Origin of the sequence: Pseudomonas fluorescens (assembly GCF_902497995.1) — a bacterium.
GTDB lineage: Bacteria > Pseudomonadota > Gammaproteobacteria > Pseudomonadales > Pseudomonadaceae > Aquipseudomonas > Aquipseudomonas fluorescens_BK.
Genome location: NZ_CABVII010000032.1, coordinates 14,294 through 39,195 on the forward strand (window position 1 = coordinate 14,294; position 24,902 = coordinate 39,195).

The 24,902-nt window shown below is 60.5% G+C and carries 21 protein-coding genes; 12 read left to right on the top strand and 9 right to left on the bottom strand.

Features of this window, described 5'->3' with window-relative positions; all coding sequences use genetic code 11:
• Positions 1-212 precede the first annotated feature (212 nt).
• The 9 genes from F8N80_RS27425 to F8N80_RS27465 all read left to right on the top strand — a co-directional run bounded on the left by F8N80_RS27425 (position 213) and on the right by F8N80_RS27465 (position 10,008).
• Positions 213-1,988, top strand: coding sequence for a PQQ-dependent methanol/ethanol family dehydrogenase (locus F8N80_RS27425; protein WP_150785120.1), 1,776 nt, complete (start codon positions 213-215; stop codon positions 1,986-1,988).
• A gap of 267 nt (positions 1,989-2,255) precedes the next feature.
• Positions 2,256-3,776, top strand: coding sequence for an acetaldehyde dehydrogenase ExaC (gene exaC / locus F8N80_RS27430; RefSeq protein ID WP_150785121.1), 1,521 nt, complete (start codon positions 2,256-2,258; stop codon positions 3,774-3,776).
• Positions 3,777-4,245: 469 nt separating this feature from the next.
• Positions 4,246-4,317 (top strand): pyrroloquinoline quinone precursor peptide PqqA, encoded by a 72-nt coding sequence (gene pqqA / locus F8N80_RS27435; protein ID WP_080672057.1) that lies wholly within the window; start codon positions 4,246-4,248, stop codon positions 4,315-4,317.
• A 165-nt stretch (positions 4,318-4,482) separates the two neighbouring features.
• A complete protein-coding gene (gene pqqC / locus F8N80_RS27440) occupies positions 4,483-5,235 on the top strand; it encodes a pyrroloquinoline-quinone synthase PqqC (protein WP_150785122.1) in 753 nt (250 codons plus the stop codon).
• A complete protein-coding gene (pqqD, locus tag F8N80_RS27445; protein ID WP_150744560.1) occupies positions 5,232-5,504 on the top strand; it encodes a pyrroloquinoline quinone biosynthesis peptide chaperone PqqD in 273 nt (90 codons plus the stop codon). Before pqqC ends, pqqD begins: the two co-directional genes overlap by 4 nt.
• On the top strand, positions 5,482-6,624 hold the full coding sequence (pqqE, locus tag F8N80_RS27450; RefSeq protein WP_150744559.1) for a pyrroloquinoline quinone biosynthesis protein PqqE: 1,143 nt from the start codon (positions 5,482-5,484) through the stop codon (positions 6,622-6,624). The genes pqqD and pqqE overlap by 23 nt, the downstream gene beginning before the upstream one ends.
• Before the next feature lie 234 nt (positions 6,625-6,858).
• Positions 6,859-8,022 carry an alcohol dehydrogenase-like regulatory protein ErcA gene (gene ercA / locus F8N80_RS27455; RefSeq protein ID WP_150744558.1) on the top strand — a complete coding sequence of 388 codons (1,164 nt, stop codon included), beginning with the start codon at positions 6,859-6,861 and terminating at the stop codon, positions 8,020-8,022.
• Positions 8,006-9,733 carry a hybrid sensor histidine kinase/response regulator gene (locus tag F8N80_RS27460; protein WP_150744557.1) on the top strand — a complete coding sequence of 576 codons (1,728 nt, stop codon included), beginning with the start codon at positions 8,006-8,008 and terminating at the stop codon, positions 9,731-9,733. The genes ercA and F8N80_RS27460 overlap by 17 nt, the downstream gene beginning before the upstream one ends.
• 86 nt (positions 9,734-9,819) lie before the next feature.
• Positions 9,820-10,008 (top strand): hypothetical protein, encoded by a 189-nt coding sequence (locus F8N80_RS27465; protein ID WP_150785123.1) that lies wholly within the window; start codon positions 9,820-9,822, stop codon positions 10,006-10,008.
• A 111-nt stretch (positions 10,009-10,119) separates the two neighbouring features.
• On the opposite strand, the gene F8N80_RS27470 is transcribed toward F8N80_RS27465, so the two are convergent.
• From F8N80_RS27470 to copC, 5 genes are all read right to left on the bottom strand, one after another.
• Positions 10,120-11,007 carry an SMP-30/gluconolactonase/LRE family protein gene (locus F8N80_RS27470; protein ID WP_150744556.1) on the bottom strand — a complete coding sequence of 296 codons (888 nt, stop codon included), beginning with the start codon at positions 11,005-11,007 and terminating at the stop codon, positions 10,120-10,122.
• Between the two features lie 46 nt (positions 11,008-11,053).
• Complete coding sequence (locus F8N80_RS27475; protein ID WP_150744555.1) at positions 11,054-11,872, bottom strand: NAD-dependent epimerase/dehydratase family protein; 819 nt, start codon at positions 11,870-11,872, stop codon at positions 11,054-11,056.
• Between the two features lie 201 nt (positions 11,873-12,073).
• Complete coding sequence (locus tag F8N80_RS27480; protein WP_150785124.1) at positions 12,074-13,369, bottom strand: OprD family porin; 1,296 nt, start codon at positions 13,367-13,369, stop codon at positions 12,074-12,076.
• Positions 13,370-13,609: 240 nt separating this feature from the next.
• Positions 13,610-14,467 carry a copper homeostasis membrane protein CopD gene (gene copD / locus F8N80_RS27485; RefSeq protein WP_150785125.1) on the bottom strand — a complete coding sequence of 286 codons (858 nt, stop codon included), beginning with the start codon at positions 14,465-14,467 and terminating at the stop codon, positions 13,610-13,612.
• Positions 14,468-14,470: 3 nt separating this feature from the next.
• The gene (gene copC / locus F8N80_RS27490; protein WP_150744552.1) at positions 14,471-14,836 is read right to left on the bottom strand and encodes a copper homeostasis periplasmic binding protein CopC; all 366 of its coding nucleotides are present in this window, start codon (positions 14,834-14,836) and stop codon (positions 14,471-14,473) included.
• 145 nt (positions 14,837-14,981) lie between these two features.
• Here copC and F8N80_RS27495 point away from each other — a divergent pair, with 145 nt between their 5' ends.
• On the top strand, positions 14,982-15,602 hold the full coding sequence (locus F8N80_RS27495; protein WP_150744551.1) for a TetR/AcrR family transcriptional regulator: 621 nt from the start codon (positions 14,982-14,984) through the stop codon (positions 15,600-15,602).
• Positions 15,603-15,651: 49 nt separating this feature from the next.
• Here F8N80_RS27495 and F8N80_RS27500 read toward each other — a convergent pair whose 3' ends face one another.
• The 4 genes from F8N80_RS27500 to hydA form a co-directional block, all read right to left on the bottom strand.
• Positions 15,652-16,716 carry an RHS repeat-associated core domain-containing protein gene (locus F8N80_RS27500; RefSeq protein ID WP_150785126.1) on the bottom strand — a complete coding sequence of 355 codons (1,065 nt, stop codon included), beginning with the start codon at positions 16,714-16,716 and terminating at the stop codon, positions 15,652-15,654.
• 275 nt (positions 16,717-16,991) lie between these two features.
• The gene (preA, locus tag F8N80_RS27505) at positions 16,992-18,266 is read right to left on the bottom strand and encodes an NAD-dependent dihydropyrimidine dehydrogenase subunit PreA (RefSeq protein WP_150744549.1); all 1,275 of its coding nucleotides are present in this window, start codon (positions 18,264-18,266) and stop codon (positions 16,992-16,994) included.
• Positions 18,267-19,634, bottom strand: a complete 1,368-nt coding sequence (locus F8N80_RS27510) for an NAD(P)-dependent oxidoreductase (protein WP_150744634.1) — start codon at positions 19,632-19,634, stop codon at positions 18,267-18,269. It abuts the gene before it with no gap.
• 171 nt (positions 19,635-19,805) lie between these two features.
• Complete coding sequence (gene hydA / locus F8N80_RS27515) at positions 19,806-21,245, bottom strand: dihydropyrimidinase (RefSeq protein ID WP_150744548.1); 1,440 nt, start codon at positions 21,243-21,245, stop codon at positions 19,806-19,808.
• Positions 21,246-21,794: 549 nt separating this feature from the next.
• Here hydA and F8N80_RS27520 point away from each other — a divergent pair.
• Positions 21,795-23,279: an NCS1 family nucleobase:cation symporter-1 gene (locus F8N80_RS27520; RefSeq protein ID WP_150785127.1), complete on the top strand. Its 1,485-nt coding sequence runs from the start codon at positions 21,795-21,797 to the stop codon at positions 23,277-23,279.
• Between the two features lie 166 nt (positions 23,280-23,445).
• The gene (locus tag F8N80_RS27525) at positions 23,446-24,729 is read left to right on the top strand and encodes a Zn-dependent hydrolase (RefSeq protein ID WP_150744546.1); all 1,284 of its coding nucleotides are present in this window, start codon (positions 23,446-23,448) and stop codon (positions 24,727-24,729) included.
• The last annotated feature ends 173 nt before the right edge of the window (positions 24,730-24,902 follow it).

Consider the following 24,902-nt stretch of genomic DNA (forward strand, 5'->3'; position numbering starts at 1 on the left):
TGGTGACTGTGAGGGCCTCTTCGCGAGCAAGCCCGCTCCCACATTGGATCTGTGTCTGGCACAAAATTTGGTGTCCATTCCCTCCGACCCGGTACTAAGGAACTAGCAATCTCAGCACTGCGGGCAATTGTTGCCAGGGCGGAGGCGCCCAAGAATCTGCACCAGACCGGGAAATTTTCCCGGGTATAACAAAAACCGCAGAGGCAGCCGTCATGACCCAACCCGCACGTCGCCAACCTTTCGTCTTGAGCCTGTTGCTCAGTGCCATGCTGTTGTCCGGCAGCGCCCTGGCCGGCGTCACCGACCAGGACATTCTCCAGGACCCCAAAAACCCGGAGCAGATCGTCACCAACGGTCTGGGCGTACAGGGGCAGCGCTACAGCCCGCTCGACACCCTCAACGTCAATAACGTGAAGGACTTGCGGCCGGTATGGGCGTTCTCCTTCGGTGGGGAAAAACAACGCGGCCAGCAAGCACAGCCGATGATCAAGGACGGCGTGATGTACATGACCGGCTCCTACTCGCGGGTGTTCGCGGTGGATGCGCGGACCGGCAAGAAACTCTGGCAATACGATGCGCGCCTGCCCGATGACATCCGTCCGTGCTGCGACGTGATCAACCGCGGTGTCGCGCTGTACGGCGACCTGGTGATCTTCGGCACCCTCGACGCCAAGCTCGTGGCCTTGAACAAGGACACTGGCAAAGTCGTCTGGAGCAAGAAAGTCGCCGACCACAAGGAAGGCTATTCGATCAGCGCCGCGCCGCTGGTGATCAACGGCAAACTGATTACCGGCGTGGCCGGTGGCGAGTTCGGGGTGGTCGGCAAGATCGAAGCCTATGACCCGAAAAACGGCAATCTGTTGTGGAGCCGCCCCACCGTCGAAGGTCATATGGGCTACGTCTACAAGGACGGCAAAGCCGTGGAAAACGGCATCTCCGGCGGTGAAGCGGGCAAGACCTGGCCCGGCGATCTGTGGAAAACCGGTGGCGCAGCGCCCTGGCTTGGCGGTTACTACGACCCTGAAACCAATCTGCTGCTGTTCGGCACCGGCAACCCGGCCCCGTGGAACTCGCACCTGCGTCCTGGCGACAACCTCTACTCGTCGTCGCGCCTGGCGCTCAACCCGGACGACGGCACCATCAAGTGGCACTTCCAGAGCACGCCCCACGACGGCTGGGACTATGACGGCGTCAACGAACTGGTCTCGTTCAACTACAGCGAAGGCGGCAAAGAGATAAAAGCTGCCGCCACTGCCGACCGTAACGGGTTCTTCTACGTGCTGGACCGCACCAACGGCAAATTCATCCGCGGCTTCCCGTTCGTGGACAAGATCACCTGGGCTAGCGGTCTGGATAAAGAGGGCCGGCCGATCTACAACGAAGCCAGCCGCCCAGGGGCACCGGGCAGCGAAGCCAAAGGCAGTTCGGTGTTCGTCGCCCCGGCGTTCCTCGGCGCGAAAAACTGGATGCCGATGGCCTACAACAAGGACACCGGGCTGTTCTACGTGCCGTCCAACGAGTGGGGCATGGACATCTGGAACGAAGGCATCGCCTACAAGAAAGGCGCGGCGTTCCTCGGTGCCGGGTTCACCATCAAGCCGTTGAATGAAGACTACATCGGTGTGCTGCGGGCCATTGACCCGAAAACCGGCAAGGAGGTCTGGCGGCACAAGAACTTCGCGCCGCTGTGGGGCGGGGTGCTGACCACCAAGGGCAACCTGGTGTTCACCGGCACGCCGGAAGGCTTCCTGCAGGCGTTCAATGCCAGGACCGGTGAAAAAGTCTGGGAATTCCAGACCGGTTCCGGCGTGCTCGGCTCCCCCGTAACCTGGGAAATGGACGGTGAACAATACGTCTCGGTGCTCTCCGGCTGGGGCGGTGCGGTACCGCTATGGGGTGGCGAGGTGGCCAAGCGGATCAAGGATTTCAACCAGGGCGGGATGCTCTGGACCTTCAAGTTGCCCAAAGACCTCGTGGCCAAGCACTGATCCCAATTTCACCGCTTAACCCCTCTGTGGGAGCGGGCTTGCTCGCGAAAGCGGTACGTCAGTCATATCAATGTTGGATGTGCCGCCGCCTTCGCGAGCAAGCCCGCTCCCACAGGGGGACATTTGCCACATGAAGATTTGGGCAAACCTACGACCAAATAACGAGAATCCCCCTGCCAACGGCGCATTCGTCTGGCACGCGGGGCTCTCTACTATCGCTCAATCGCCTGTTTGCCCAACAGGCATCGACCCAGACAGAGGCCCACCATGATCTACGCACAACCCGGAACACCAGGCGCCGTCGTGACGTTCAAGGCGCGCTACGGCAACTTCATCGGCGGCGAATTCGTTCCGCCGGTCAACGGTGAGTACTTCACCAACTCCTCACCGGTCACCGGAGAAGTGATCGCCGAATTCCCGCGCTCCAGTGCCGCCGATATCGACAAAGCCCTCGACGCCGCCCATGCTGCCGCTGACGCATGGGGCAAGACCTCGGCCCAGGACCGCTCGCGGGTGCTGCTGAAAATCGCCGACCGCATCGAAGAGCATCTGGAAATCCTCGCCGTCACCGAAACCTGGGACAACGGCAAGGCCGTGCGCGAAACCCTGAACGCCGATGTACCCCTGGCCGCCGACCATTTCCGCTACTTCGCCGGCTGCATCCGCGCCCAGGAAGGCGGCGCCGCCGAGATCAACGAGCTGACCACCGCCTATCACTTCCACGAGCCCCTGGGCGTGGTCGGGCAGATCATCCCGTGGAACTTCCCGCTGCTGATGGCCGCCTGGAAGCTGGCGCCGGCCCTGGCCGCCGGCAACTGCGTGGTGCTCAAGCCCGCCGAGCAGACGCCGCTGTCGATCATGGTCTTCGCCGAGCTGATCGCCGACCTGCTGCCGGCCGGCGTGCTGAACATCGTCCAGGGTTTCGGACGCGAAGCCGGTGAGGCGCTGGCCACCAGCAAGCGCATCGCCAAGATTGCCTTCACCGGCTCGACCCCGATCGGTGCGCACATCATGAAATGCGCCGCCGAGAACATCATTCCCAGTACCGTGGAGCTGGGGGGCAAGTCGCCGAACATCTTCTTCGAAGACATCATGAACGCCGAGCCGCAGTTCATCGAGAAGGCCGCCGAAGGTTTGGTGCTGGCGTTCTTCAACCAGGGCGAAGTCTGCACCTGTCCATCGCGAGCGCTGGTGCAGGAGTCGATCTACGACGACTTCATGAAAGTGGTGATGAAGAAGATCGTCAAGATCAAGCGCGGCAACCCGTTGGACACCGAGACCATGGTCGGCGCCCAGGCGTCCGAGCAGCAGTACGACAAGATCCTCTCCTACCTGAAAATCGCCCAGGAGGAGGGTGCCGAGCTGCTTGCCGGCGGCGCGGCCGAGCGTCTTGAGGGCGACTTGTCGACCGGTTATTACATCCAGCCGACGCTGCTCAAGGGCCACAACAAGATGCGCGTGTTCCAGGAAGAAATCTTCGGCCCGGTGGTGGGTATCACGACCTTCAAGGACGAAGCCGAAGCCCTGGCCATTGCCAACGACAGCGAGTTCGGCCTCGGTGCGGGCCTGTGGACCCGCGACATCAACCGCGCCTACCGCATGGGCCGGGCGATCAAGGCCGGGCGAGTGTGGACCAACTGCTACCACCTGTACCCGGCGCACGCGGCGTTCGGTGGCTACAAGAAGTCCGGGGTCGGCCGTGAAAACCACAAGATGATGCTCGACCATTATCAGCAGACCAAAAACCTGTTGGTGAGCTACGACATCAATCCGCTGGGGTTCTTCTGATTCGACACAAATCCGAGTGATGGCTTTCGCGGGCAAGCCTCGCTCCTACAGATCACCGAATTTGCGTGATGGCTTTCGCGGGCAAGTCTCGCTCCTACAGATCACCGAATTTGCGTGATGGCTTTCGCGGGCAAGCCTTGCTCCTACAGATCACCGAATTTGTGTGATGGCTTTCGCGGGCAAGCCTCGCTCCTACAGATCACCGAATTTGTGTGATGGCTTTCGCGGGCAAGCCTCGCTCCTACAGATCACCGAATTTGTGTGATGGCTTTCGCGGGCAAGCCTCGCTCCTACAGATCACCTAAATCTGTAGGAGCGAGGCTTGCCCGCGAATGGCCGTGTCTGACACTCCGCAACACCCCCTACCAAGGCACGCTGCCACTTCATTCGAAAGTAGCATTCGGTCGTCTCCCACCCCGTGCATTAATGGCTTTACCGGAATCGTCCGGCACAAGAAGAGGAATGACCTATGTGGACTAAACCCACGTTTACCGATTTGCGCATTGGCTTCGAAGTGACGATGTATTTCGCCAACCGCTGATCGTCCGCCCGGCCAACCGTGGCATTGGCCGGGCCTGCCTCGGCCGAGCGGGCGCTGCTGGAGCGGCGGGGGATAGAGGTGGCTTATGACGGCATGAGTATTTGTGCTGTAGCTGATGGCCTCTTCGCGGGCAGGTCAGACACCGCAGAAACCCGGAGAACCGCAATGACCGACACCCCGATGACCCCCACCGAATTCGAGCAGGCCCTGCGCGCCAAGGGCGCCTACTACCACATCCACCACCCATTCCACCAAGCCATGTACGCCGGCCGCGCCAGTCGCGAGCAGATCCAGGGCTGGGTCGCCAATCGTTTCTACTACCAGGTGAACATTCCCCTGAAGGATGCCGCGATCCTCGCCAACTGCCCCGACCGCGAGGTACGCCGGGAATGGCTGCAGCGGATTCTCGACCACGACGGCGTGCCCGGCAGCGAAGGCGGCATCGAAGCCTGGCTACGCTTGGGCGAAGCGGTAGGCCTGGATCGCCAACAAATCCTTGCGCAAGAGCTGGTGCTGCCGGGCGTGCGCTTCGCCGTCGACGCCTATGTCAACTTCGCCCGCCGTGCCTGCTGGCAGGAAGCGGCCAGCAGCTCCCTGACCGAACTGTTCGCGCCACAGATCCACCAGTCCCGTCTCGACGCCTGGCCGACCCATTACCCGTGGATCGACGCCGCCGGCTACGACTATTTCCGCACTCGCCTGAGCCAGGCACGACGGGATGTCGAGCATGGCTTGCGCATCACCCTGGCGCACTACGTGACCGTCGAGGCCCAGCAACGCATGCTGCAGATTCTGCAGTTCAAGCTCGACGTGCTGTGGAGCATGCTTGACGCCATGAGCATGGCTTATGAGCTGGAGCGCCCGCCGTTTCACACGGTGACGACCGAGAACGTCTGGCATCGGGGGATCACCCTGTGAGCCTGCTCAAACGCGAGCACGCGCCGTCCCTGCGCCAGGGCTTTCGCCTGCAATGGGAGCCGCGTCAGGACTGTCACGTGCTGCTGTACCCCGAAGGCATGATCAAGCTCAACGTCAGCGCCGGGCAGATCCTCGACCTGGTGGACGGCCGGCGCAGCGTCGCGGCCATCATTGATCTGCTGTCGGCGAACTTCCCCGGCGTGCCGGGGATTGACGAGGATGTGTTGGCGTTCCTGGAGGTGGCCCATGCGCAATTCTGGATCGAATGACTCGCCTCCCGGGCCGCCGCTGTGGTTGCTGGCGGAGCTGACCTATCGTTGTCCGCTGCAATGCCCGTATTGCTCCAATCCGCTGGATTTTGCCCAATCAGGTGAAGAGCTGAGCACCGAAGAATGGATTCGCGTGTTTCGCGAAGCGAGGGACATGGGCGCCGCGCAACTGGGCTTTTCCGGCGGCGAGCCGTTGGTGCGACAAGACCTGGCCGAATTGATCAAGGCCGCCCGGGACATGGGCTACTACACCAATCTGATCACCTCCGGCATCGGCCTGACCGAGCAGAAAGTGCGCGACTTCAAGGTCGCCGGGCTGGACCATATCCAGATCAGCTTCCAGGCCGCCGACGAAGCGGTGAACAACATGCTCGCCGGCTCGCGCAAGGCGTTCGCCCAGAAGCTGGCGATGGCCCGGGCGGTGAAAGCCCAGGGCTATCCGATGGTGCTGAACTTCGTCACCCATCGACACAACATCGACGAGATCGCGAAGATTATCGACTTGTGCCTGGAACTGGAGGCGGATTTCGTCGAGTTGGCCACCTGTCAGTTTTACGGTTGGGCCGAACTCAACCGCGTCGGCTTGTTGCCGACCCGCGAGCAACTGCAGCATGCCGAGCGCATCACCAACGAGTATCGCCAGCGCCTGGAGGCCCAGGGCCACCCGTGCAAGCTGATCTTCGTCACCCCGGATTACTACGAAGAACGTCCCAAGACCTGCATGAACGGCTGGGCCAACCTGTTTCTCGACATCACCCCGGACGGTACGGCGTTGCCTTGCCACAGTGCCCGGCAGTTGCCGGTGCAGTTTCCCAACGTGCGCGAGCACAGCCTCTCGCACATCTGGACCGATTCTTTCGGTTTCAACCGCTTTCGTGGCGATGACTGGATGAAAGAACCGTGCCGCTCCTGCGACGAAAAGCACAAGGACCTGGGCGGCTGTCGCTGCCAGGCGTTCATGCTCACCGGCGACGCGGCCAATGCCGACCCGGTGTGCAGCAAGTCTGCGCACCATGGAGTGATCCTCACGGCCCGGGAGGAGGCCGAAGCGCCGGGGCAGGGCATGGAACACCTGACGTTGCGCAATGAAAAGGCGTCGCGGCTGATCTATCGCGGATGAGTGGCCATACACAGATCCCCTGTGGGAGCGGGCTTGCTCGCGAAGGCGGCGTTACATTCAACATTGATGTCGATTGACCCACCGCTTTCGCGAGCAAGCCCGCTCCCACAGGGGATATGCAGTGAATTCAGAGTCTGAGTACACCAGCCTGCTACCCCATTGGTCTGATTGCATTCGCAGCCGGATGCGTTAGTGTGGCTTTACCTTCCAAAACAATAAAAAACAGGCTTTCCAATGAGCCAGAGTCTCAGCCAGCTGCGTAAATTCGTTTCGCCTGAAATCATCTTTGGTGCCGGTTGCCGGCACAACGTGGGCAACTACGCCAAGACCTTCGGTGCCCGCAAGGTGCTGGTGGTCAGCGACCCCGGGGTGATTGCCGCCGGATGGGTGGCCGATGTCGAGGCCAGCCTGCAAGCCCAGGGCATCGATTATTTTTTGTACAGCGACGTCTCGCCCAACCCCCGGGTCGAAGAAGTCATGCTCGGCGCCGAGCTGTACCGGGAAAACCACTGCGACGTGATAGTCGCGGTCGGCGGCGGCAGCCCGATGGATTGCGGCAAGGGCATCGGCATCGTCGTCGCCCACGGGCGCAGCATCCTCGAGTTCGAGGGCGTGGACACCATCCGCGTCCCCAGCCCGCCGCTGATCCTGATTCCAACCACCGCCGGTACCTCGGCGGACGTCTCGCAATTCGTGATCATTTCCAATCAGCAGGAACGGATGAAATTCTCCATCGTCAGCAAGGCCGTGGTGCCGGACGTGTCGCTGATCGATCCGGAAACCACCCTGAGCATGGACCCGTTCCTGTCGGCCTGTACCGGCATCGACGCCCTGGTGCATGCCATCGAAGCCTTTGTCTCGACCGGCCACGGACCCTTGACCGATCCCCATGCCCTGGAAGCCATGCGCCTGATCAACGGCAACCTGGTGCAGATGATCGCCAACCCGAACGACATCGCCCTGCGCGAGAAGATCATGCTCGGCAGCATGCAGGCCGGGCTGGCATTCTCCAACGCGATCCTCGGTGCGGTGCACGCGATGTCCCACAGCCTCGGCGGCTTTCTCGACCTGCCACACGGGCTGTGCAACGCGGTACTGGTGGAACACGTGGTGGCCTTCAACTACAACTCGGCGCCTGAGCGGTTCAAGGTGATCGCCGAGACCTTCGGCATTGATTGCCGCGGCCTCAATCACCGGCAGATCTGCGGGCGCCTGGTGGAGCACCTGATCGCCCTCAAGCATGCGATCGGTTTCCACGAAACCCTTGGCTTGCACGGGGTCAGCATGGCGGACATTCCGTTCCTGTCGCAGCACGCCATGCACGACCCGTGCATCCTCACCAACCCGCGCGAGTCCAGTCAGCGTGATGTCGAGGTCGTCTATGGCGAAGCCCTCTGACGAGCAACAACGGGCGCTGGCCGGACTACTCGGATTAGGCAGCCATTCGGCGCGCAAGAGTCATTACCCGGAACTGGCCGCGCGCCTGGATGAGCTGGAAGCCGAGCGTAATCGCTACAAGTGGCTGTTCGAAAACGCAGTGCACGGGATCTTCCAGGCCAGCCTGCTCGAAGGCATGCGCGCCGCCAACCCGGCGTTGGCGCGGATGCTGGGCTATCAGGATCCGCAGGAGGTGTTGTTTTCACTGGCGGACCTGGCCAGCAACCTGTTTGTCGGCGGGGCGCGGGAGCTGGAAAACATCGGCGAGATGCTCAGGCACCAAGGCAGCCTGCATGGTTATGAAACCCAATTGCGGCGCAAGGACGGCAGCCGTCTCGACGTGCTGATGAACCTGCTGCTCAAACCCGATCAGGAAGAATTGGTCGAAGGTTTTGTCGCCGATATCACCGAACGCAAACTCGCTCAGCAGCGCCTGCAACAGCTCAATGACCAACTGGAGCAGCGGGTCACGGCGCGCACCGACGAATTGCTCGAAGCCAACCGCAACCTGCAGCTGCAAATCACCCAGCGCAAACAGATCGCCGAAGCCTTGCGCGATGCCCGGGACGCTGCCGAGGCGGCCAATCGCAGCAAGGACAAATACCTCGCCGCCGCCAGTCATGACCTGCTGCAGCCACTCAACGCCGCGCGTTTGCTGATCTCGACCTTGCGCGAGCGCAAACTGCCCGAGGTCGAACAGGTACTGGTGGAGCGAACTCACCAGGCCCTGGAAGGGGCCGAAGATTTGCTCACTGACTTGCTCGACATTTCCCGGCTCGATCAGGCAGCGGTCAAACCGGACGTCGCGCTGTATCGCCTCGACGAGTTGCTCGGACCGCTGGTGTCGGAATTCCGCTCGGTGGCCGAAGCCACCGGATTGGACCTGCGCGTGCACATGGGCGACTACGCCATCAATACCGACTTGCGCCTGATGACGCGGATCCTGCGCAACTTTCTCAGCAACGCCTGCCGTTACACCGACGCGGGGAGCATCCTGCTGGGCGCCCGGCGGCGCGGTGCGATGCTGCGCCTGGAGGTCTGGGACACCGGGCGCGGGATTGCCGCGGACCGCCTGGATTCGATCTTCCTCGAGTTCAACCAACTGGACGTCGGCCGCGCCGCCGACCGCAAGGGGGTAGGCCTGGGGCTGGCAATCGTCGAGCGCATCGCGAAAATTCTCGACTACAGGATTCAGGTGCATTCGCGGCCGGGCCGCGGGTCGATGTTCAGCATCGACGTGCCGATTTCCCATGAGATTCCGCTGCCGATCAGTCAGGCCGTGCCTCTGCCGGGGACGGGCAATCCATTGCCGGGGCGGCGTTTGCTGGTGCTGGACAACGAAGTCAGCATTCTCGAAAGCATGAGCGCGCTGCTCGGGCAGTGGGGCTGCGAAGTGGTGATCGCCACCGATGAAGCCTGCGCGCTGACGGCTTTGCAGGGCCAGGCCCCGGAACTGATCCTGGCCGACTACCACCTCGATCATGGCGTGGTGGGGTGTGAAGTGGTCAGGCATTTGCGTGAGCACTTCGGCCAGGCGATACCAGCGGTGATCATCACCGCGGACCGCACCGACCAGTGTCGCAGGGCCTTGCAAAAGCTCGAGGCACCGCTGCTGAACAAACCGGTGAAACCCGGCAAGTTGCGCGCCGTGCTGAGTCAGATGCTGGGCTAGCCGAGTGAGCTGTAGGAGCCAGGCTTGCCGGCGAAGGCGTATTCAGGAACGCCTTCGCTGTAGGAGCCAGGCTTGCCGGCGAAGGCGTGTTCAAGGACGCCTTCGCTGTAGGAGCCAGGCTTGCCGGCGAAGGCGTGTTCAAGGACGCCTTCGCTGTAGGAGCCAGGCTTGCCGGCGAAGGCGTATTCAGGAACGCCTTCGCTGTAGGAGCCAGGCTTGCCGGCGAAGGCGTGTTCAAGGACGCCTTCGCCGGCAAGCCTGGCTCCTACAGGTGAATGCGTTTTTCAATTCCTTATGTTTTTGCCAGGGTGTTTTACAACACCCAATGCGGCAACCACAGCGAAAGCGATATTCAAGGCGCAGCGGTGCAGCACAAAGGGTTGTCGCTAGTGGCTGAAAAGAGGCTCCGGCAATCCTTTCACACCGGGATCGAGGGCGAACACGCCGCCGGCCAGTGACTGTTCATCCTGGTCGTCAGCGGGGCGGATCGAGGTCACGAACAGCGTGTCCAGTCGACTGCCACCGAAGGCGCACATGGTCGGTTTCTTCACCGGAACGGCGAGGGAGCGATCCAGTCGGCCATCGGGGGTGAAACGATGAATCAGTCCGGCGTCGTTGGCACAGATCCAATAGCAACCGTCGGCATCCACGGCGGCACCGTCGGGGCGTCCGGGGAATTGCTGCATGTCGACGAACTGCCGACGGTTGGACGGCGTGCCGCTGTCGATGTCGTAATCGAAGGCCCAGATCTGCTGAACCAGGGGATGAGAGTCAGACAGATACATGGTGCTGCCATCCGGGCTGAAGCCCAGGCCATTGGGGACGATAAACCCAGAGAGTTGTTCACCGAGCGGCCCGCGTTGCCCGTGGGCGTAACGATACAGCGCGCCGTCGGCCGCATTGGCGCCCATGTTCAGCACCATGCTGCCGGCCCAGAAGCGCCCCTGACGGTCACAACGACCATCGTTCAGGCGCATGTCAGGGCGGGCATGTTCGACCTGGGCCAGCCGTTCACTGTCGAGGCTGCCGTCGTTGTGCGGCTGGAGGCGGAAGAATCCGCTTTCCATCCCGGCGACCCAACTGCCGTCACGGTGACGCACGATGCAGGCGAGCATTTCGGGCGCGGTCCAGGCCTGGACATGGCCGGTTTCGGCGCACCAGCGTTGCAGGCGCCCGGCGGGAATATCGACCCAGTACAGGGCGTTTTCCTCAGCGACCCAGACCGGGCTTTCACCGACCGCGTTACGGGCATCGACAATCAATTGGGCGTGCATGGCGACTCATTCCCTTGGGCTTTTTATTGATGGGATCGGTGCGGATTCAGTCGCCGAACGGGCCGGCCGCGCAGAAGGCGCCACCTTGATAGATGCGCGCCGGATCATCGGCGGCCGGCATCGGCTGGGCTTCGACTTTTTCGCGGAACACTTCCGAGCTGTCCTTGGGTTCATAGCCCAGGGCGGTCGCGAATCGGTTATCCCACCAGATCTCCTTGTTATCGGACATGCCGTACACCACGGAGTGGCCGACGCCAGGCGCGAGCAACGCACGTTCGAGCAAGTGCGTGAGGTCGCCGAAGCTCAGCCAGGTGCTCATCATTCGGCGGTTTTGCGGCTCCGGGAATGAAGAGCCGATGCGGATGCTGACGGTTTCGATGCCATAACGATCGAAGTAGAACGTGGCCATGTCTTCGCCGTAGGACTTGGACAAGCCGTAGTAGCTGTCCGGGCGGCGCGGGGAGTGGGCGTCGATGACTTGGTCCTGCCGGTAGAAGCCGATCACGTGGTTGGAGCTGGCAAAGATCACCCGCTTGACGCCATGCCGGCGCGCGGCTTCGTAGATGTGGAACACGCCGCAGATGTTGGCGCCGAGGATTTCTTCGAAGGAGCGCTCTACCGATACGCCGCCGAAGTGCAGGATGGCGTCCACGCCTTCGACCAGTCGATGCACGGCTTGCTTGTCGGAAAGGTCGCAGGTGACCACTTCTTCGCGATCATCGATGGCCGGAGCGATGTCGGCGATGTCCGACAGGCGAATCACATTGGCATAAGGCCGCAGACTTTCGCGCAGCACTTTACCGAGGCCACCGGCGGCACCGGTCAGCAGAAGGCGATTGAAAGGGGCATTGGGCGTGGTGGTCATGGCAGTTCCTGGACAGCAGCTATTATTGTTGGGTTTGTTGTAGGTTGTCGTACGACTTGATTAAAGTATCGTTAGGCTTCCCCGGTTTTGTCAACGCGACGTTGGTTGAAATTGACAGAGGGTCATTCATCGACCGGTACATCGCTCCCACATGGGTCGGGCTAATCCCGACGACAGAATGTGTGCCATCCGAAAAACGCCTTACAACAACGAAATCGGGTAGCTGATGAAAATCCGGTTTTCATCGAATTCGTTGCTACTGAAATCCCGACGGATGGTCGCGTTGCGCCATTTGACGTTGAGGTTCTGCAGTGCGCCGCTCTGCACGGTATAGGCCAGCTCCGATTCACGGCCCCATTCCTTGCCATCGGTGATCGCGCCGGTGTGCACGTTATCGCCACTGATGTAGCGGTTCATCATCGTCAGGCCGGGAATGCCGAGGGCGACGAAATTGTAGTCGTGGCGCAGCTGCCAGGATTTTTCCCTGGCGTTGTCGTAGCTCGAGTTGAAGCTATCGTTGGCCAGGGTGCCGCCGCTGGTGCCGTTGACCCGCATCCAGACATCGTCGCCGCTGAGCTTTTGCAGGCCGACATAGAAGGTGTTGCCACCGTATTTGGCCGAGAGCAGGGCGAACGCGGTTTTGTTGTCGAGGTCGCCGGCCAGGGCGCTGCCGTCTTCCTTGCCGATGAAGTAGCCGAGATTGGCGCCGAGGGTCCAGTCGCCGATGGGTTGGCTGTGGCTCAGGTTGAAATACTGCTGCTGATAGATGTCGCTGAGTTGTGCGTACCAGACACCGACCTGGGTGCGCTTTTCGTTGAACGCGAATTCACCGCCGCCGAAGTTGAACCGGTCGGAGGTGAAGGCAGCCTTGCCGTTCATGAACATGTCTTCCATGCTCGCGTCGTTGCGCGGGCTATTGGCACGGAACTGACCGCCGTAGAGCGTCAGGCCGCTGATCTCGGTGGACGTCACCTGGCCACCGCGCAAAGTCTGTGGCAGGGAGCGGCCGTCGTCGGAGCGCAGGATCGGCAGCACCGGCATCCATTCGCCGACCTTCACTTCGGTTTTCGAGATTTTGCCTTTCAGCGCCACACCCAGTCGCCCGAAATTGTCCGCAGGGCGGCCGTCGTCATGGATCGGCAACAGCTGAGTGCCGCCTGTGCCCTTGCCACCGTCGAGCTTCTGCGAGTACATGCCGAGTGCGTCTACGCCAAAACCGACAGGCCCCGGGGTGAACCCTGACTTGGCGTCGAGGATGAAGCTTTGCGTCCATTCTTCAGCCTTGCCCTGGGCGTTGGCGGGGTTGGTGAAGTTGCGGTTGAAGTAGGCGTTGCGCAGGTTCAGCGTGGCCTTGGCATCATCGACGAAGCCTTCGGCGTTGCCGGTCATGGGCAGGGCGAACGCCAGGGTGCTGAAGGTGATCAGGCTCAAGGTACGACGGCGTGCGAAGGCAGGACGAGGGGTGCTGACGGAGGAATTGTGGACGAGCTTGCTCACTGTGACGCTCCCGTTTACTTTTTTGTTTTTATTGTCGTCGTACGTCGTCGTACAACATGGGGGCGATTATTTGCGAGGATTTTGGGGATTGTCAATCAGAAGTTATACGATGACTTGATGACTTGATGACTTGATGACGTTGGTCGATTGTCAGTGAATCCTGTAGGAGCCAGGCTTGCCGGCGAAGGCGATTTCCCGGGCGCCTTCGCGGGCAAGCCTCGCTCCTACAGGAGGCTGATTTCAAGTCATGATCATCGGCGGCAGGGTACCGAGTAGCGAAACCGCCGCCACCGCCCCAATCCCCAGCAACCATTCCAGCATCACACTGGCACGCAACGCCGTCATGTGCTGCTCGCAATCCCTGACCCGCAACCGATTGAACAGCGCCAACCCCAGCATCGCGCCCACCAGCACCACCTTGATCAACAGAATCAAGGCAAACCCACTCAACAATGGCGTCGGCCAGAACGCCCCGGTCAATACCCGAACATTGATCAATCCGGTGATCAGCAACCCGGCGACCAAGGCAAAACCGACACCGCTGAAGCGTTGCAATATCGCTTTGACGGACTGCGCAGCCGGTTGGAGCAAGAGCATCACCAACAACAGCAAACCCCCGAGCCAGGCGCCAACGCAGGTCAGATGGATGATCTGGTTGAGGATCAGCAACCGGCCTTCGTTGCCATCGAGCATGGCGCCATGGCCCACCGGGGCCAATGTCGCCAGCAACAGACCGCTCAAGATTATCCGCCAGGGGAGGTTGCTGTGCAGCGGTGTCAGCAGCAACGCGACTAACAGCAGATTGAGCAGCAAATGCCAGCGCCAGACCTGGCCGAAAAACGTCTTGCCCAACACCAGCCCCAGGGTCGACGGATCGAATGCCGCCGCCCAGCTGCCGGCCATGCTGGCGGTGATCAGCAGCAACCAGCCGACGCCGCTGACCAACGCCACCACCGCAAGCCATCGGCTCCCCCGCGCCAGACGCCAATCCAGCATCGTTTCACGGCCCAGCAACAGAGGCATGAACACCCAGGCCCCAAACAGCATCAACACCACGGTGAAATGCAGGAAACGGCACAGCACCATCGCACTGATCATGAATTACTGGCCAACCTTGAAGCTGTAGGCGCCTGCGCTTTTGTGGGTATCGACCGACACCGCATGCCACTCGACTTTGTACGCCCCGGCCGCCAGCGGTGCTGCAGGGGTCACGACCAGGGTCTTTTTATCGCTGCCTTCGGTGGCCAGGCCTTTCACCGGAATTTTGGCGCCGTCCTTGCTGAGGGTAACTTTGGTAAAGGTCGCTTCGACGCCTTCGGAAAACACCAGGCGCAGTTCCGCCGGAGTACTCACCGTGCTGTCCGCGGCCGGGGTCTGGCTTTTCAAATGGGCATGGGCCAACACCGACGAAGCGGCGAGCAGCGAGCCGAGGAGGGCGGCGGTGGTCAGAGCGTTCTTGAGCAGCATCGTGGATACCTCAGAGGCAGGTTCGAAGAAGCGGGCAGTTTACCCGCCTGAGCGTGAAGTCGGGTGCAGGAAGATTGGTTTTCCCCTGTCGCCCCGAGGTAGAGCGGATGCTAGTCTTGAACAAAGCTGGTGTCAGGGAGCCCTCATGGGCAATCACAAGATCGAGATTCGCCGCAGTAACGTCGAGAAGATTCTGTTGGGGGCCGAAAAGGTCTTCGCCGAAAAAGGCTTCGGCAGCACCGCCATGGCCGACATCGCCGCCGAAGTGCAACTGCCGCGATCCAACCTGCATTACTACTTCAGCACCAAGAGCGAGCTGTACAGCGCAGTGCTGTTCGACCTGCTCGAAGTCTGGAAACAGGACGCCCTGTGCTTCGAGATGTTCGACGACCCACGAGTGGTGCTCAGCAGCTACATCCGCGCCAAGATGAACCACTCCCGCAGCCGGCCCTATGGCTCGAAAGTCTGGGCCAACGAAATCATCCACGGCGCCCCCACTTTGGGTGAAAAGCTGGACGCGAGCCTGTACGACTGGGCCAAGATGAAAGAAGCGAAAATCCGCCAGTGGGTGGAGGATAAACGCATCCTGCCAGTGGAACCTTCGAGCCTGCTGTACATGATCTGGGCTTCGACTCAGCATTACGCTGACTTTGATCATCAGGTGAATATTTTGAATGATCATCAGCCGTTGTCGGATATGCAGTTCGAGCGGGCGGTGCAGACGGTGACGGGGGTGATATTGCGCGGGATTGGGTTGGAGCCGTAGTCGTCGCCGTCGTAACCGGATAAAAATATCGCTGATCCTTCGGTGCAGATTACTGCCTGATTTCTTGAAGAGCTTTCTGTACGTAATATTCCTTCACACTGTTTTTTTTGATTTGCAGTAACAGTTCTCTCCCTTCATCGCCCGCGATTTTTCTGAGGGCATCGGTCTTGGCAGATTTGTAGCGTGTTCTATTAGCCAACAAATCTCCAGCTTGTTGCGTGGTAGCTACCGTCCTAAAGTCAGGAGAATTTTTTACATTATAGTCATATGAGGCTTCGAAATCCGTCGGGTGTTTCTGTCGCGATGACAGTGCGGCATCATCACTATTGCGCGCTAAGCCCGAAGGAAAATGGTTTTTAAAATTTACTAACTCAGAAGTTGAGGTCGAAGCTCTGGGCGCTGATCGTGAAACGGTATTGTCTGGTGCTTCTAGCAGACTCGCTAGCATTGGGTTGCGCTCTGCCAGGCTATTTCGGTTGATAGTGGTTGCTGTTCGTTTAATTATTTTAAGCGGGTTGGGAGATTTCATTGTCGTTGGGCTCAGAAGAGATGCCGTATGGCGGGCGATCCACTGAGCGAATTTGGTATTACCTGTTGGGTCGGAGAAGTTGATCGGATCCCCCCCGCAATAGGCATACGGATTAATTCCTCCTTTACCAAAAGGACTCAACTCATCCGGACTGTTAAAACGCATCAATACAGAATTAAAAGCCCGCGTACCCTGGCCCAACAAATAGTGCCCCGTAATCGCGTCGGGACATTCACCATTAAACCCAAGCATGCGACTCAGACCACTTTCTGCCGGATGGTGACCGTAGGCGGTATAGGCCAGTTGCTGCGGGTTTGTTTCCGCAAGGGTATGCAGTACCGAATGAGCTTGATCGGTTGCTAAAAGCTTGGTTTCGGTAATGCCAGCTGTACTTTGTTGCTGCGCCAACGGCTGGGCTTCATGGCGGAAGATGGTTCGTTGCGTCTGCTCTCCCAGCTCGGTATTCAGATGGTCCTCCTGGTAAAAACGCTGTGTGCTGGTGCGCTCCAGAAGTCCCACACCCATGAGGCGGTCCAGTGGGTCGTATTGATAGCGGCACAGGATCTTCAATGATGAGGTTGACATGGTGCGGTCCTTCGCTGGCAAATTGGGTGGGTGTCAGCTTCGAAGATATTGGGTGTTTCGTCTACTAGCAGAACTGATAGGTTGGAGAGCGTCGGGCGGGGATGGGGTTGGAGCTTTGAGAATTTCGGTGGGGCTGCCGGCCTCTTCGCGGGCAAGCCCGCTCCCACAGTGGTTGTATGTGTACACAAATTCCGTGTACACCAACGCACCCTGTGGGAGCGGCGGTGCGGCGATCCGACTTGCCCGCGATGGCGCCAGTTCAGGCACCTTTGAATTCAGGGGGCAACATGGTAGGGATTGCGCGGATCATGATCCCAATCCAGAAACGGCTTGCCGTTCTCCATCGGCACCATCTCAATGCAATCCTCCACCGGACAGGTGATCTGGCACAGGTTGCAGCCCACGCACTCCTCATCGATCACTTCATACTTATGCGTGCCGTCCGCCTGCTTGAAGCTGGCCACCGCCTGGTGCGAGGTGTCTTCGCAGGCGATATGACAGCGACCGCACCCGATGCAGGCCTCCTGGTCAATCTTCGCAATCACCTGATAGTTGATATCGAGGTACTTCCAGTCCGTGGTGTTGCTCACCGCACGTCCCGAAAAATCGGCGACGCTGGCATAACCCTGACTGTCCATCCAGCGTGACAAGCCATCCTTCATCTCGTCGACTATCCGGAAACCATGCAGCATCGCCGCCGTGCACACCTGCACCGCGCCGCTGCCCAGGGCGATGAATTCCGCCGCGTCGCGCCAGCTGCCAATCCCGCCGATGCCGCAGATCGGCAGGCCCTGGGTCTGTGGATCGCGGGCGATTTCGGCGACCATGTTCAACGCAATCGGCTTGACCGCCGACCCGCAATAGCCGCCGTGGGTGCTCTGGCTGCCGACCGCAGGATTGGCGACCATGCGTTCCAGGTTGACGCTGGTGATCGAGTTGATGGTATTGATCAGCGACACCGCATCGGCGCCGCCACGATGGGCGGCGCGGGCAGCGACGCGGATGTCGGTGATGTTCGGCGTAAGCTTGACGATCACCGGCAGCGAGCAGTAAGTCTTGCACCAGCGGGTGACTTGTTCGACATACTCCGGCACCTGGCCGACGGCCGCGCCCATGCCCCGTTCCGGCATGCCGTGGGGGCAGCCGAAGTTCAGTTCGATGCCGTCGGCGCCGGTGGCTTCCACCAATGGCAGGATGAATTTCCACGACTCTTCGACACAGGGCACCATCAACGAGACGATCAGCGCGCGGTCCGGCCAGTCTTTCTTGACCTGGGTGATTTCCCGCAAGTTGATCTCCAAGGTCCGATCGGTGATCAGCTCGATGTTGTTGAAGCCCATTACCTCACGGTTAGGCCCGAAGTGCGCCGAATAGCGCGATGACACGTTGACCGCCGCCGGGTCTTCTCCCAGGGTTTTCCAGACCACGCCACCCCAGCCGGCCTCGAAGGCGCGGACCACGTTGTAGGCCTTGTCGGTCGGCGGCGCGGAGGCCAGCCAGAACGGGTTGGGGGCTTTGATGCCGGCAAACACAATCGAAAGATCGGCCATTTACGCAGCCTCCACATTGAGCATGAGTTGAACGTTGATGGCTTCGGCAGCCAGTTTGCCGTGCTGCACGGCCTGCACGGTGAGGTCCTGATCGAGGCTGGTGCAATCGCCGCCGGCATACACCCCGGGGATGCTGGTGCGCAGCTGTTCATCCACCAGGATTCGCTCGCCCTGGCGCTTGAGTTCGCGGGCCAGCGGATCGGCGAGAGCGCTGGCGTCGAAGGCCTGGCCGATGGCTTTGAATATCGCGTCGGCGGCCAGTTCGAAGGTTTCGCCGGTGGTTTGCAGGCGACCTTCGACCAGGTGGGTGCGGGCGAAGCGCATGCCCCGCACCTGGCCTTGAGGGTCAACCAGCACTTCCTCGGGTTGGGCCCAGGTCAGCAGACGTACCTGATTGGCCTTGGCGATGTCTTGCTCGTGGCCGGTGGCGCCCATGTCCTCGACACCGCGGCGATACACCAGATTGACGTCGCGAGCACCGAGACGTGCCATTTGCACGGCCATGTCGATGGCGGTGTTGCCGGCACCGAGGACAATGCAGTGATCTGCCAGGGGAAGCAGGCTCAGGTCATCGGCCTGGCGCAGTTCGCGGATGTAGTCGGTGGCGGCGAGCAGACCGGGTGCGTCTTCGTGAGGCAACCCAAGTTGCTTGCTGGCCGCCAACCCGAGCCCGAGGAACACCGCATCGAATTGTTGATGCAGGTCGCTCAAGGTCAGGTTTTCTCCAAGCTTTTGCCCGTGACGGATGTCGATGCCACCGATCTGCAGCAGAAATTCCAGCTCCTTCTGCGCGTAATCGTCCACCAGTTTGTACTTGGCGATCCCGTATTCATTGAGGCCGCCAGCCTTTTCCCGTGCCTCGAAAATCACCACGTCATGCCCGTGCATGGCGCTGCGGTGCGCGCAGGACAATCCGGCGGGCCCGGCACCGACCACGGCGATGCGCTTGCCGGTGGCGGCCGCACGCTGGAACGGGTGTTCGCTGAAGTGTGCGTTGTCCACCGCATAACGTTGCAACAGGCCGATCAGCACCGGCGCGCATTCGTCGGCGTTGTTGCGCACACAGGCTTGCTGGCAGAGGATTTCCGTCGGGCAAACCCGGGCGCAACTACCGCCGAGGATATTGGCCGAGAGGATTTTCTGCGCGGCGCCCTGAACGTTTTCCTGGTGGATGTTGCGGATGAACGAGGGAATGTCGATGTCGCTCGGACAGGCATTGACGCAGGGTGCGTCGTAGCAATACAGACAGCGCGAGGCTTCCAGGTGGGCCTGGCGATCGTTGAGCGGCGGCGCCAGGTCGGTGAAATGACCGGCGAGGGTGGACGCATTCTCTTGGGGATGCGGGAGGTGGTTCAGGGTCTTGATCACGGTGTTGGCCTCACGGTTATTTGAGGTATTGCCTCTGGTGGGCATTGGTTTTTTTGTTGTCTGTGCCGGCCTCTTCGCGGGCAAGTCGGGTCGCCGCATCGCTCGCTCCTACAGGGGAATGCATTTCAAATGTAGGAGCGAGGCTTGCCCGCGATAGGCCGAAGGCCGCTTTCAGCGTTTCACCGCAACCGGCTTATTCAACTCCGCCCGCTTGCTCAGCAAATCAAACACCGCCGGATACGCCGGCCGTTCGACATACCGTCCGGCACCACGCTCGGCCCGCAAGTCGCCGTCGGCCCAGACCACCCGGCCCTGGCTGATGGTATGGCTCGGCACGCCGCGCACGATCTTGCCTTCGAAGATGTTGAAGTCGACCTGCTGATGATGGGTCTTCGCCGAAATCGTCCGCGTACCTTGCGGATCCCACAGCACCAGATCGGCATCGGCACCGACGCGAATCGCACCCTTGCGCGGGTAGAGGTTGAAGATCTTCGCGGTGTTGGTGGAGGTCAGCGCAACGAAGTGCTGCATCGACAAGCGGCCGGTGTTCACCCCTTCGTCCCAGAGCACTGCCATGCGGTCTTCGATCCCGGCGGTGCCGTTGGGGATCTTGCTGAAGTCGTCTCGGCCGGCGGCTTTTTGCTCGGCGCAGAAGCAGCAGTGGTCGGTGGCGGTGGTGTGCAGGTTGCCCGATTGCAAGCCGTGCCAAAGCGCCTCCTGATGACCGCGAGGACGGAAGGGCGGGCTCATCACGTAACCGGCAGCGGTCTGCCAGTCCGGGTGTTGGTAGACGCTGTCGTCCAGCAGCAGGTGTCCGGCCAGCACTTCGCCGTAAACTGGCTGGCCCTTGCTGCGGGCGTAGGTGATTTCGTCGAGGGCTTCCCTGGTCGAGACATGCACCAGGTACAGGGGGGTGCCCAGGGTTTCGGCGATACGGATCGCCCGGCTCGCCGCTTCGCCTTCAACCTGCGAAGGACGTGACAGCGGATGCGCTTCGGGGCCGGTCATGCCCTGGGCCATCAACTTGCGTTGCAGGTGATAGACCAGCTCGCCGTTCTCCGCGTGCACGGTCGGCACCGCGCCCAACTCCAGGCAGCGCTCGAAACTCGCCACCAGCGTGTCGTCAGCTGCCATGATCGCGTTCTTGTAGGCCATGAAGTGCTTGAAACTGTTAACGCCATGCTGGCTGACCAGCTCAGCCATTTCTTCGCGAACCTGCTCGCTCCACCAGGTGATCGCGACATGGAAGCCATAATCCGATGCCGACTTCTCGGCCCAGCCGCGCCATTGATGGAACGCTTCCATCAACGACTGCTGCGGATTGGGAATCACGAAATCGATGATCGACGTGGTGCCACCGGCAAGTCCCGCCGCCGTACCGCTGAAAAAGTCTTCGCTGGCCACGGTGCCCATGAAGGGCAGTTGCATGTGCGTGTGCGGGTCGATGCCGCCTGGCATCAGGTATTGGCCGCTGCCGTCGAGCACTTCGGCGCCCGCCGGAACATCGAGATTGTCACCGATGGCCTTGATCACGCCGTCGGCGCAATAGACGTCGGCACGATAACTTTCATCATGGGTAATAAGGGTGGCGCCACGGATCAACAGAGACATTCCGAGTTCCTCACAGGCAATGACCGACTGGTGCCGGTTCTAAATGTTTTATATGAAACGGACACCAACAGGTTTATTCCTGTCAGTGCTGTCAGGAATAGACGCTAGCTGCAATTATGGGATTGGGCAAGAATATTTTTATAAGCTTATATATTTTTTAACATGTTGATATTTAAAGATAAAATTACAAATTCACTGAAATGGTGAGGCACCTCACCATTTTGACGCACTTGACAGGTTCCGAAAATGAACGAGATTTCTATGTGAAATCAGCCGCTTGAGGGATGGTCTATGGTTGATGCACTACCGTGAATAAAACAGGTGCACCAGATTGAGTCCCGACTGTTCCAGGACGACTTGTCAGATAGTCAGCCCCGATGGCATGACAAGTAAACGGGGATTCATATTTTGATAATCAAAACTGATGTACATCAGTTGTTTACAAAGTTTTTATGGAACTGCCCGATGCGCAGACGGGGTGCCCGGCACGGTTATTGAAGCCATCAGCCCTGATGAGCAAAAAATAATTCAAAGAACAGTGGAGCGGCCATGCAACAGATCAGATCGCAAGTGACCGAGCGCGACGGCTTGTTCGAGCTCGAAGCCGGCAGCGATGTCCTCGACAGTCCCCGTTATAACCACGACATGGCGCCGACCAAGGTGCGCGAGCGAACCTGGAACAAATGGCACATCACCGCCTTGTGGGTCGGCATGGCGATCTGCGTGCCGACCTACACCCTCGGCGGGGTCCTCACCGCCTACTTCGGGCTGAGCGTGGGCGAGGCGCTGCTGGCGATTCTGTTTGCCAACATCATCGTCCTGATCCCGCTGACGCTCAATGCCTTCCCTGGCACCAAATACGGTATCCCGTTTCCGGTGTTGCTGCGTTCGTCCTTCGGCATTCTCGGCTCCAACATTCCGTGCCTGATCCGCGCGTTGGTGGCCTGTGGCTGGTTCGGCATCCAGACGATGTTCGGCGGGCTGGCGATCCACCTGTTTCTGGGTTCGGTGCTCGAGGGCTGGAAGTCGCTGGGCGGCACCGGCGAAGTCATCGGTTTCATGGTGTTCTGGGTGCTGAACCTGTGGGTGGTGATTCGTGGCGCCGAATCGATCAAATGGCTGGAAACCCTGTCGGCACCGCTGTTGGTGCTGGTCGGCGTGGGGCTACTGGTGTGGGCGATGCCGAATGTGTCGATGACCGAGTTGCTGGCGATCCCGCCCAAGCGTCCGGAAGGGGCTGGTGTGGCCAGTTACTTCGCTGCCGGGCTGACTGCCATGGTCGGATTCTGGGCCACCTTGTCCCTGAACATCCCGGACTTCAGCCGCTATGCGAAAAGCCAGAAAGACCAGATTGTCGGGCAGATCATCGGCTTGCCCCTGACCATGTTCCTGTTCGCCTCCCTCGGTGTGGTGATGACGGCCGCTTCGGTGAAACTGGTGGGCGTCACCGTCTCCGATCCGGTCACCCTGATCGGCCATATCCAGAGCCCGGTGTGGGTTGCGCTGGCCATGGCGCTGATCATCATCGCCACGCTGTCGACCAACACCGCAGCCAACATCGTTTCGCCGACCAACGACTTCCAGAACATTGCGCCCAAGGTGATCAACCGGACCAAGGCGGTGATGCTCACCGGACTGGTCGGGCTGGTGCTGATGGGGCATGAATTGCTGAAAAAGCTTGGGCTGATCGTTTCCGATTTAAGCCTGGAAACGGTCTATTCCAACTGGTTGCTGGGTTACTCCAGTTTGCTGGGTCCGATCGCCGGGATCATGGTGGTGGACTATTTCCTGATCAAGAAGCAGCAACTGGATCTGGCCGGGCTGTATCGGGATGACGTTTACCCGGCGTGGAACTGGTTCGGGTTTATCGCCTTCGGTGTGCCGGTGGTGTTGACGTTGTTGTCGCTCGGGAGTGATGCGTTCAGCTGGTTTTACAGCTATGGCTGGTTTACCGGATCGGCACTGGGCGGGTTGATTTATTACGGGTTGAGTGCGATGCGGCCGAGTCCGACTGCCGTGAAATCTGCGGTGTGAGGAATGGCCCCTTCGCGAGCAAGCCCGCTCCCACATTTGATCGGGTTTCCACAACATTTGTGTGCGACATGAATCCCTGTGGGAGCGGGCTTGCTCGCGAAGGCGGTCTCATAAACGACAAAGAATTGCCTGAAGAAACTTATAACAATCGCCTGAGGAGATCATCATGAACGCTGCCGTAGACGTTCTGCAGTCCACCCATCAGCACATCAACCGCGACCGCCTGTGGCAGTCGCTCATGGAACTGGCCAAACTCGGCGCCACGGTCAAGGGCGGTGTCTGCCGCCTGGCCCTGACCGACCTCGACCGCCAGGCCCGGGATATTTTCGTGCGCTGGTGCGAGGAGGCCGGCTGCACCGTCAGCATCGACGCCGTCGGCAACATATTCGCCCGCCGTCCCGGGCGCAATCCGGACTTGCCCCCCGTCATGACCGGCAGCCACATCGATACTCAACCCACCGGCGGCAAGTTCGATGGTTGTTTCGGCGTGCTGGCCGGGGTCGAAGTCTTGCGCACCCTCAATGACCTGGGTGTGGAAACCGAAGCGCCGCTGGAAGTGGTGGTCTGGACCAACGAAGAAGGCTCGCGCTTTGCTCCCTGCATGATGGGTTCCGGGGTGTTCGCGGAAAAATTCACCCTTGAAGAAACCCTGGCCAAGGTCGACGCGGAAGGCATTACCGTCGGCGAAGCGCTGAATGCCATCGGCTACGCCGGCCCGCGCAAGGTCAGCGGTCACGCCGTCGGCGCCTATTTCGAAGCGCACATCGAGCAAGGCCCGATCCTTGAAGACGAACACAAGACCATCGGGGTCGTCATGGGGGCTCTTGGGCAGAAATGGTTCGACCTGAAACTGCGCGGCGTCGAAGCCCACGCCGGCCCGACCCCGATGCACCTGCGCAAGGACGCCCTGGTGGGCGCGTCGATCATCGTCGGCGCCGTCAACCGTGCCGCCCTCGGCCACCAACCCCATGCCTGTGGCACCGTCGGTTGCCTGCAAGCCTACCCTGGCTCACGCAACGTCATCCCCGGTGAAGTGCGCATGACTCTCGACTTCCGTCATCTGGAACCGGCGCGCCTGGATTCGATGATCGCCGAAGTCCGCGCGGTGATTGAGACTACCTGCGAGGCCCACGGCCTGACCTTCGAACTGACGCCCACCGCCGATTTTCCGCCGCTGTACTTCGACAAAGGTTGCGTCGAAGCGGTACGCGGTGCCGCCCAAGGGCTGGGGTTGTCGTACATGGACATCGTCAGCGGGGCAGGGCATGACGCAATCTTCCTCGCCGAACTTGGGCCGGCCGGGATGATCTTCGTTCCTTGCGAAGGCGGCATCAGCCACAACGAAATCGAGAACGCCGCGCCGGATGATTTGGCGGCCGGGTGTGCGGTGTTGTTGCGGGCGATGCTGGCAGCGTCCGCCGCCATCGCATCTGGAAAACTGGCGGCCTGAAAAGCGACGGATCCTCCCGAACGCGACCTGGGGCAGCTCCTTGACCGGGTACACCGGTAATCACGCGGATGTCCGCAACCGGCGTCGGAGCTGTTCCCGGCATGCTCGGTGAACAGCATCTGCACGATCAGGCCCGCCAGCGGTCGTAATCTTCACAGGGCCGCGCGTAAACG

Bases quoted from the DNA above. Each gene is read 5' to 3' on its own strand.
- F8N80_RS27425 (WP_150785120.1), top strand. From the start codon at position 213: ATGACCCAACCCGCACGTCGCCAACCTTTCGTCTTGAGCCTGTTGCTC.
- exaC (WP_150785121.1), top strand. From the start codon at position 2,256: ATGATCTACGCACAACCCGGAACACCAGGCGCCGTCGTGACGTTCAAG.
- pqqC (WP_150785122.1), top strand. From the start codon at position 4,483: ATGACCGACACCCCGATGACCCCCACCGAATTCGAGCAGGCCCTGCGC.
- pqqE (WP_150744559.1), top strand. From the start codon at position 5,482: ATGCGCAATTCTGGATCGAATGACTCGCCTCCCGGGCCGCCGCTGTGG.
- ercA (WP_150744558.1), top strand. From the start codon at position 6,859: ATGAGCCAGAGTCTCAGCCAGCTGCGTAAATTCGTTTCGCCTGAAATC.
- F8N80_RS27460 (WP_150744557.1), top strand. From the start codon at position 8,006: ATGGCGAAGCCCTCTGACGAGCAACAACGGGCGCTGGCCGGACTACTC.
- F8N80_RS27470 (WP_150744556.1), bottom strand. From the start codon at position 11,007: ATGCACGCCCAATTGATTGTCGATGCCCGTAACGCGGTCGGTGAAAGC.
- F8N80_RS27475 (WP_150744555.1), bottom strand. From the start codon at position 11,872: ATGACCACCACGCCCAATGCCCCTTTCAATCGCCTTCTGCTGACCGGT.
- copD (WP_150785125.1), bottom strand. From the start codon at position 14,467: ATGATCAGTGCGATGGTGCTGTGCCGTTTCCTGCATTTCACCGTGGTG.
- copC (WP_150744552.1), bottom strand. From the start codon at position 14,836: ATGCTGCTCAAGAACGCTCTGACCACCGCCGCCCTCCTCGGCTCGCTG.
- F8N80_RS27495 (WP_150744551.1), top strand. From the start codon at position 14,982: ATGGGCAATCACAAGATCGAGATTCGCCGCAGTAACGTCGAGAAGATT.
- F8N80_RS27500 (WP_150785126.1), bottom strand. From the start codon at position 16,716: ATGTCAACCTCATCATTGAAGATCCTGTGCCGCTATCAATACGACCCA.
- preA (WP_150744549.1), bottom strand. From the start codon at position 18,266: ATGGCCGATCTTTCGATTGTGTTTGCCGGCATCAAAGCCCCCAACCCG.
- hydA (WP_150744548.1), bottom strand. From the start codon at position 21,245: ATGTCTCTGTTGATCCGTGGCGCCACCCTTATTACCCATGATGAAAGT.
- F8N80_RS27520 (WP_150785127.1), top strand. From the start codon at position 21,795: ATGCAACAGATCAGATCGCAAGTGACCGAGCGCGACGGCTTGTTCGAG.
- F8N80_RS27525 (WP_150744546.1), top strand. From the start codon at position 23,446: ATGAACGCTGCCGTAGACGTTCTGCAGTCCACCCATCAGCACATCAAC.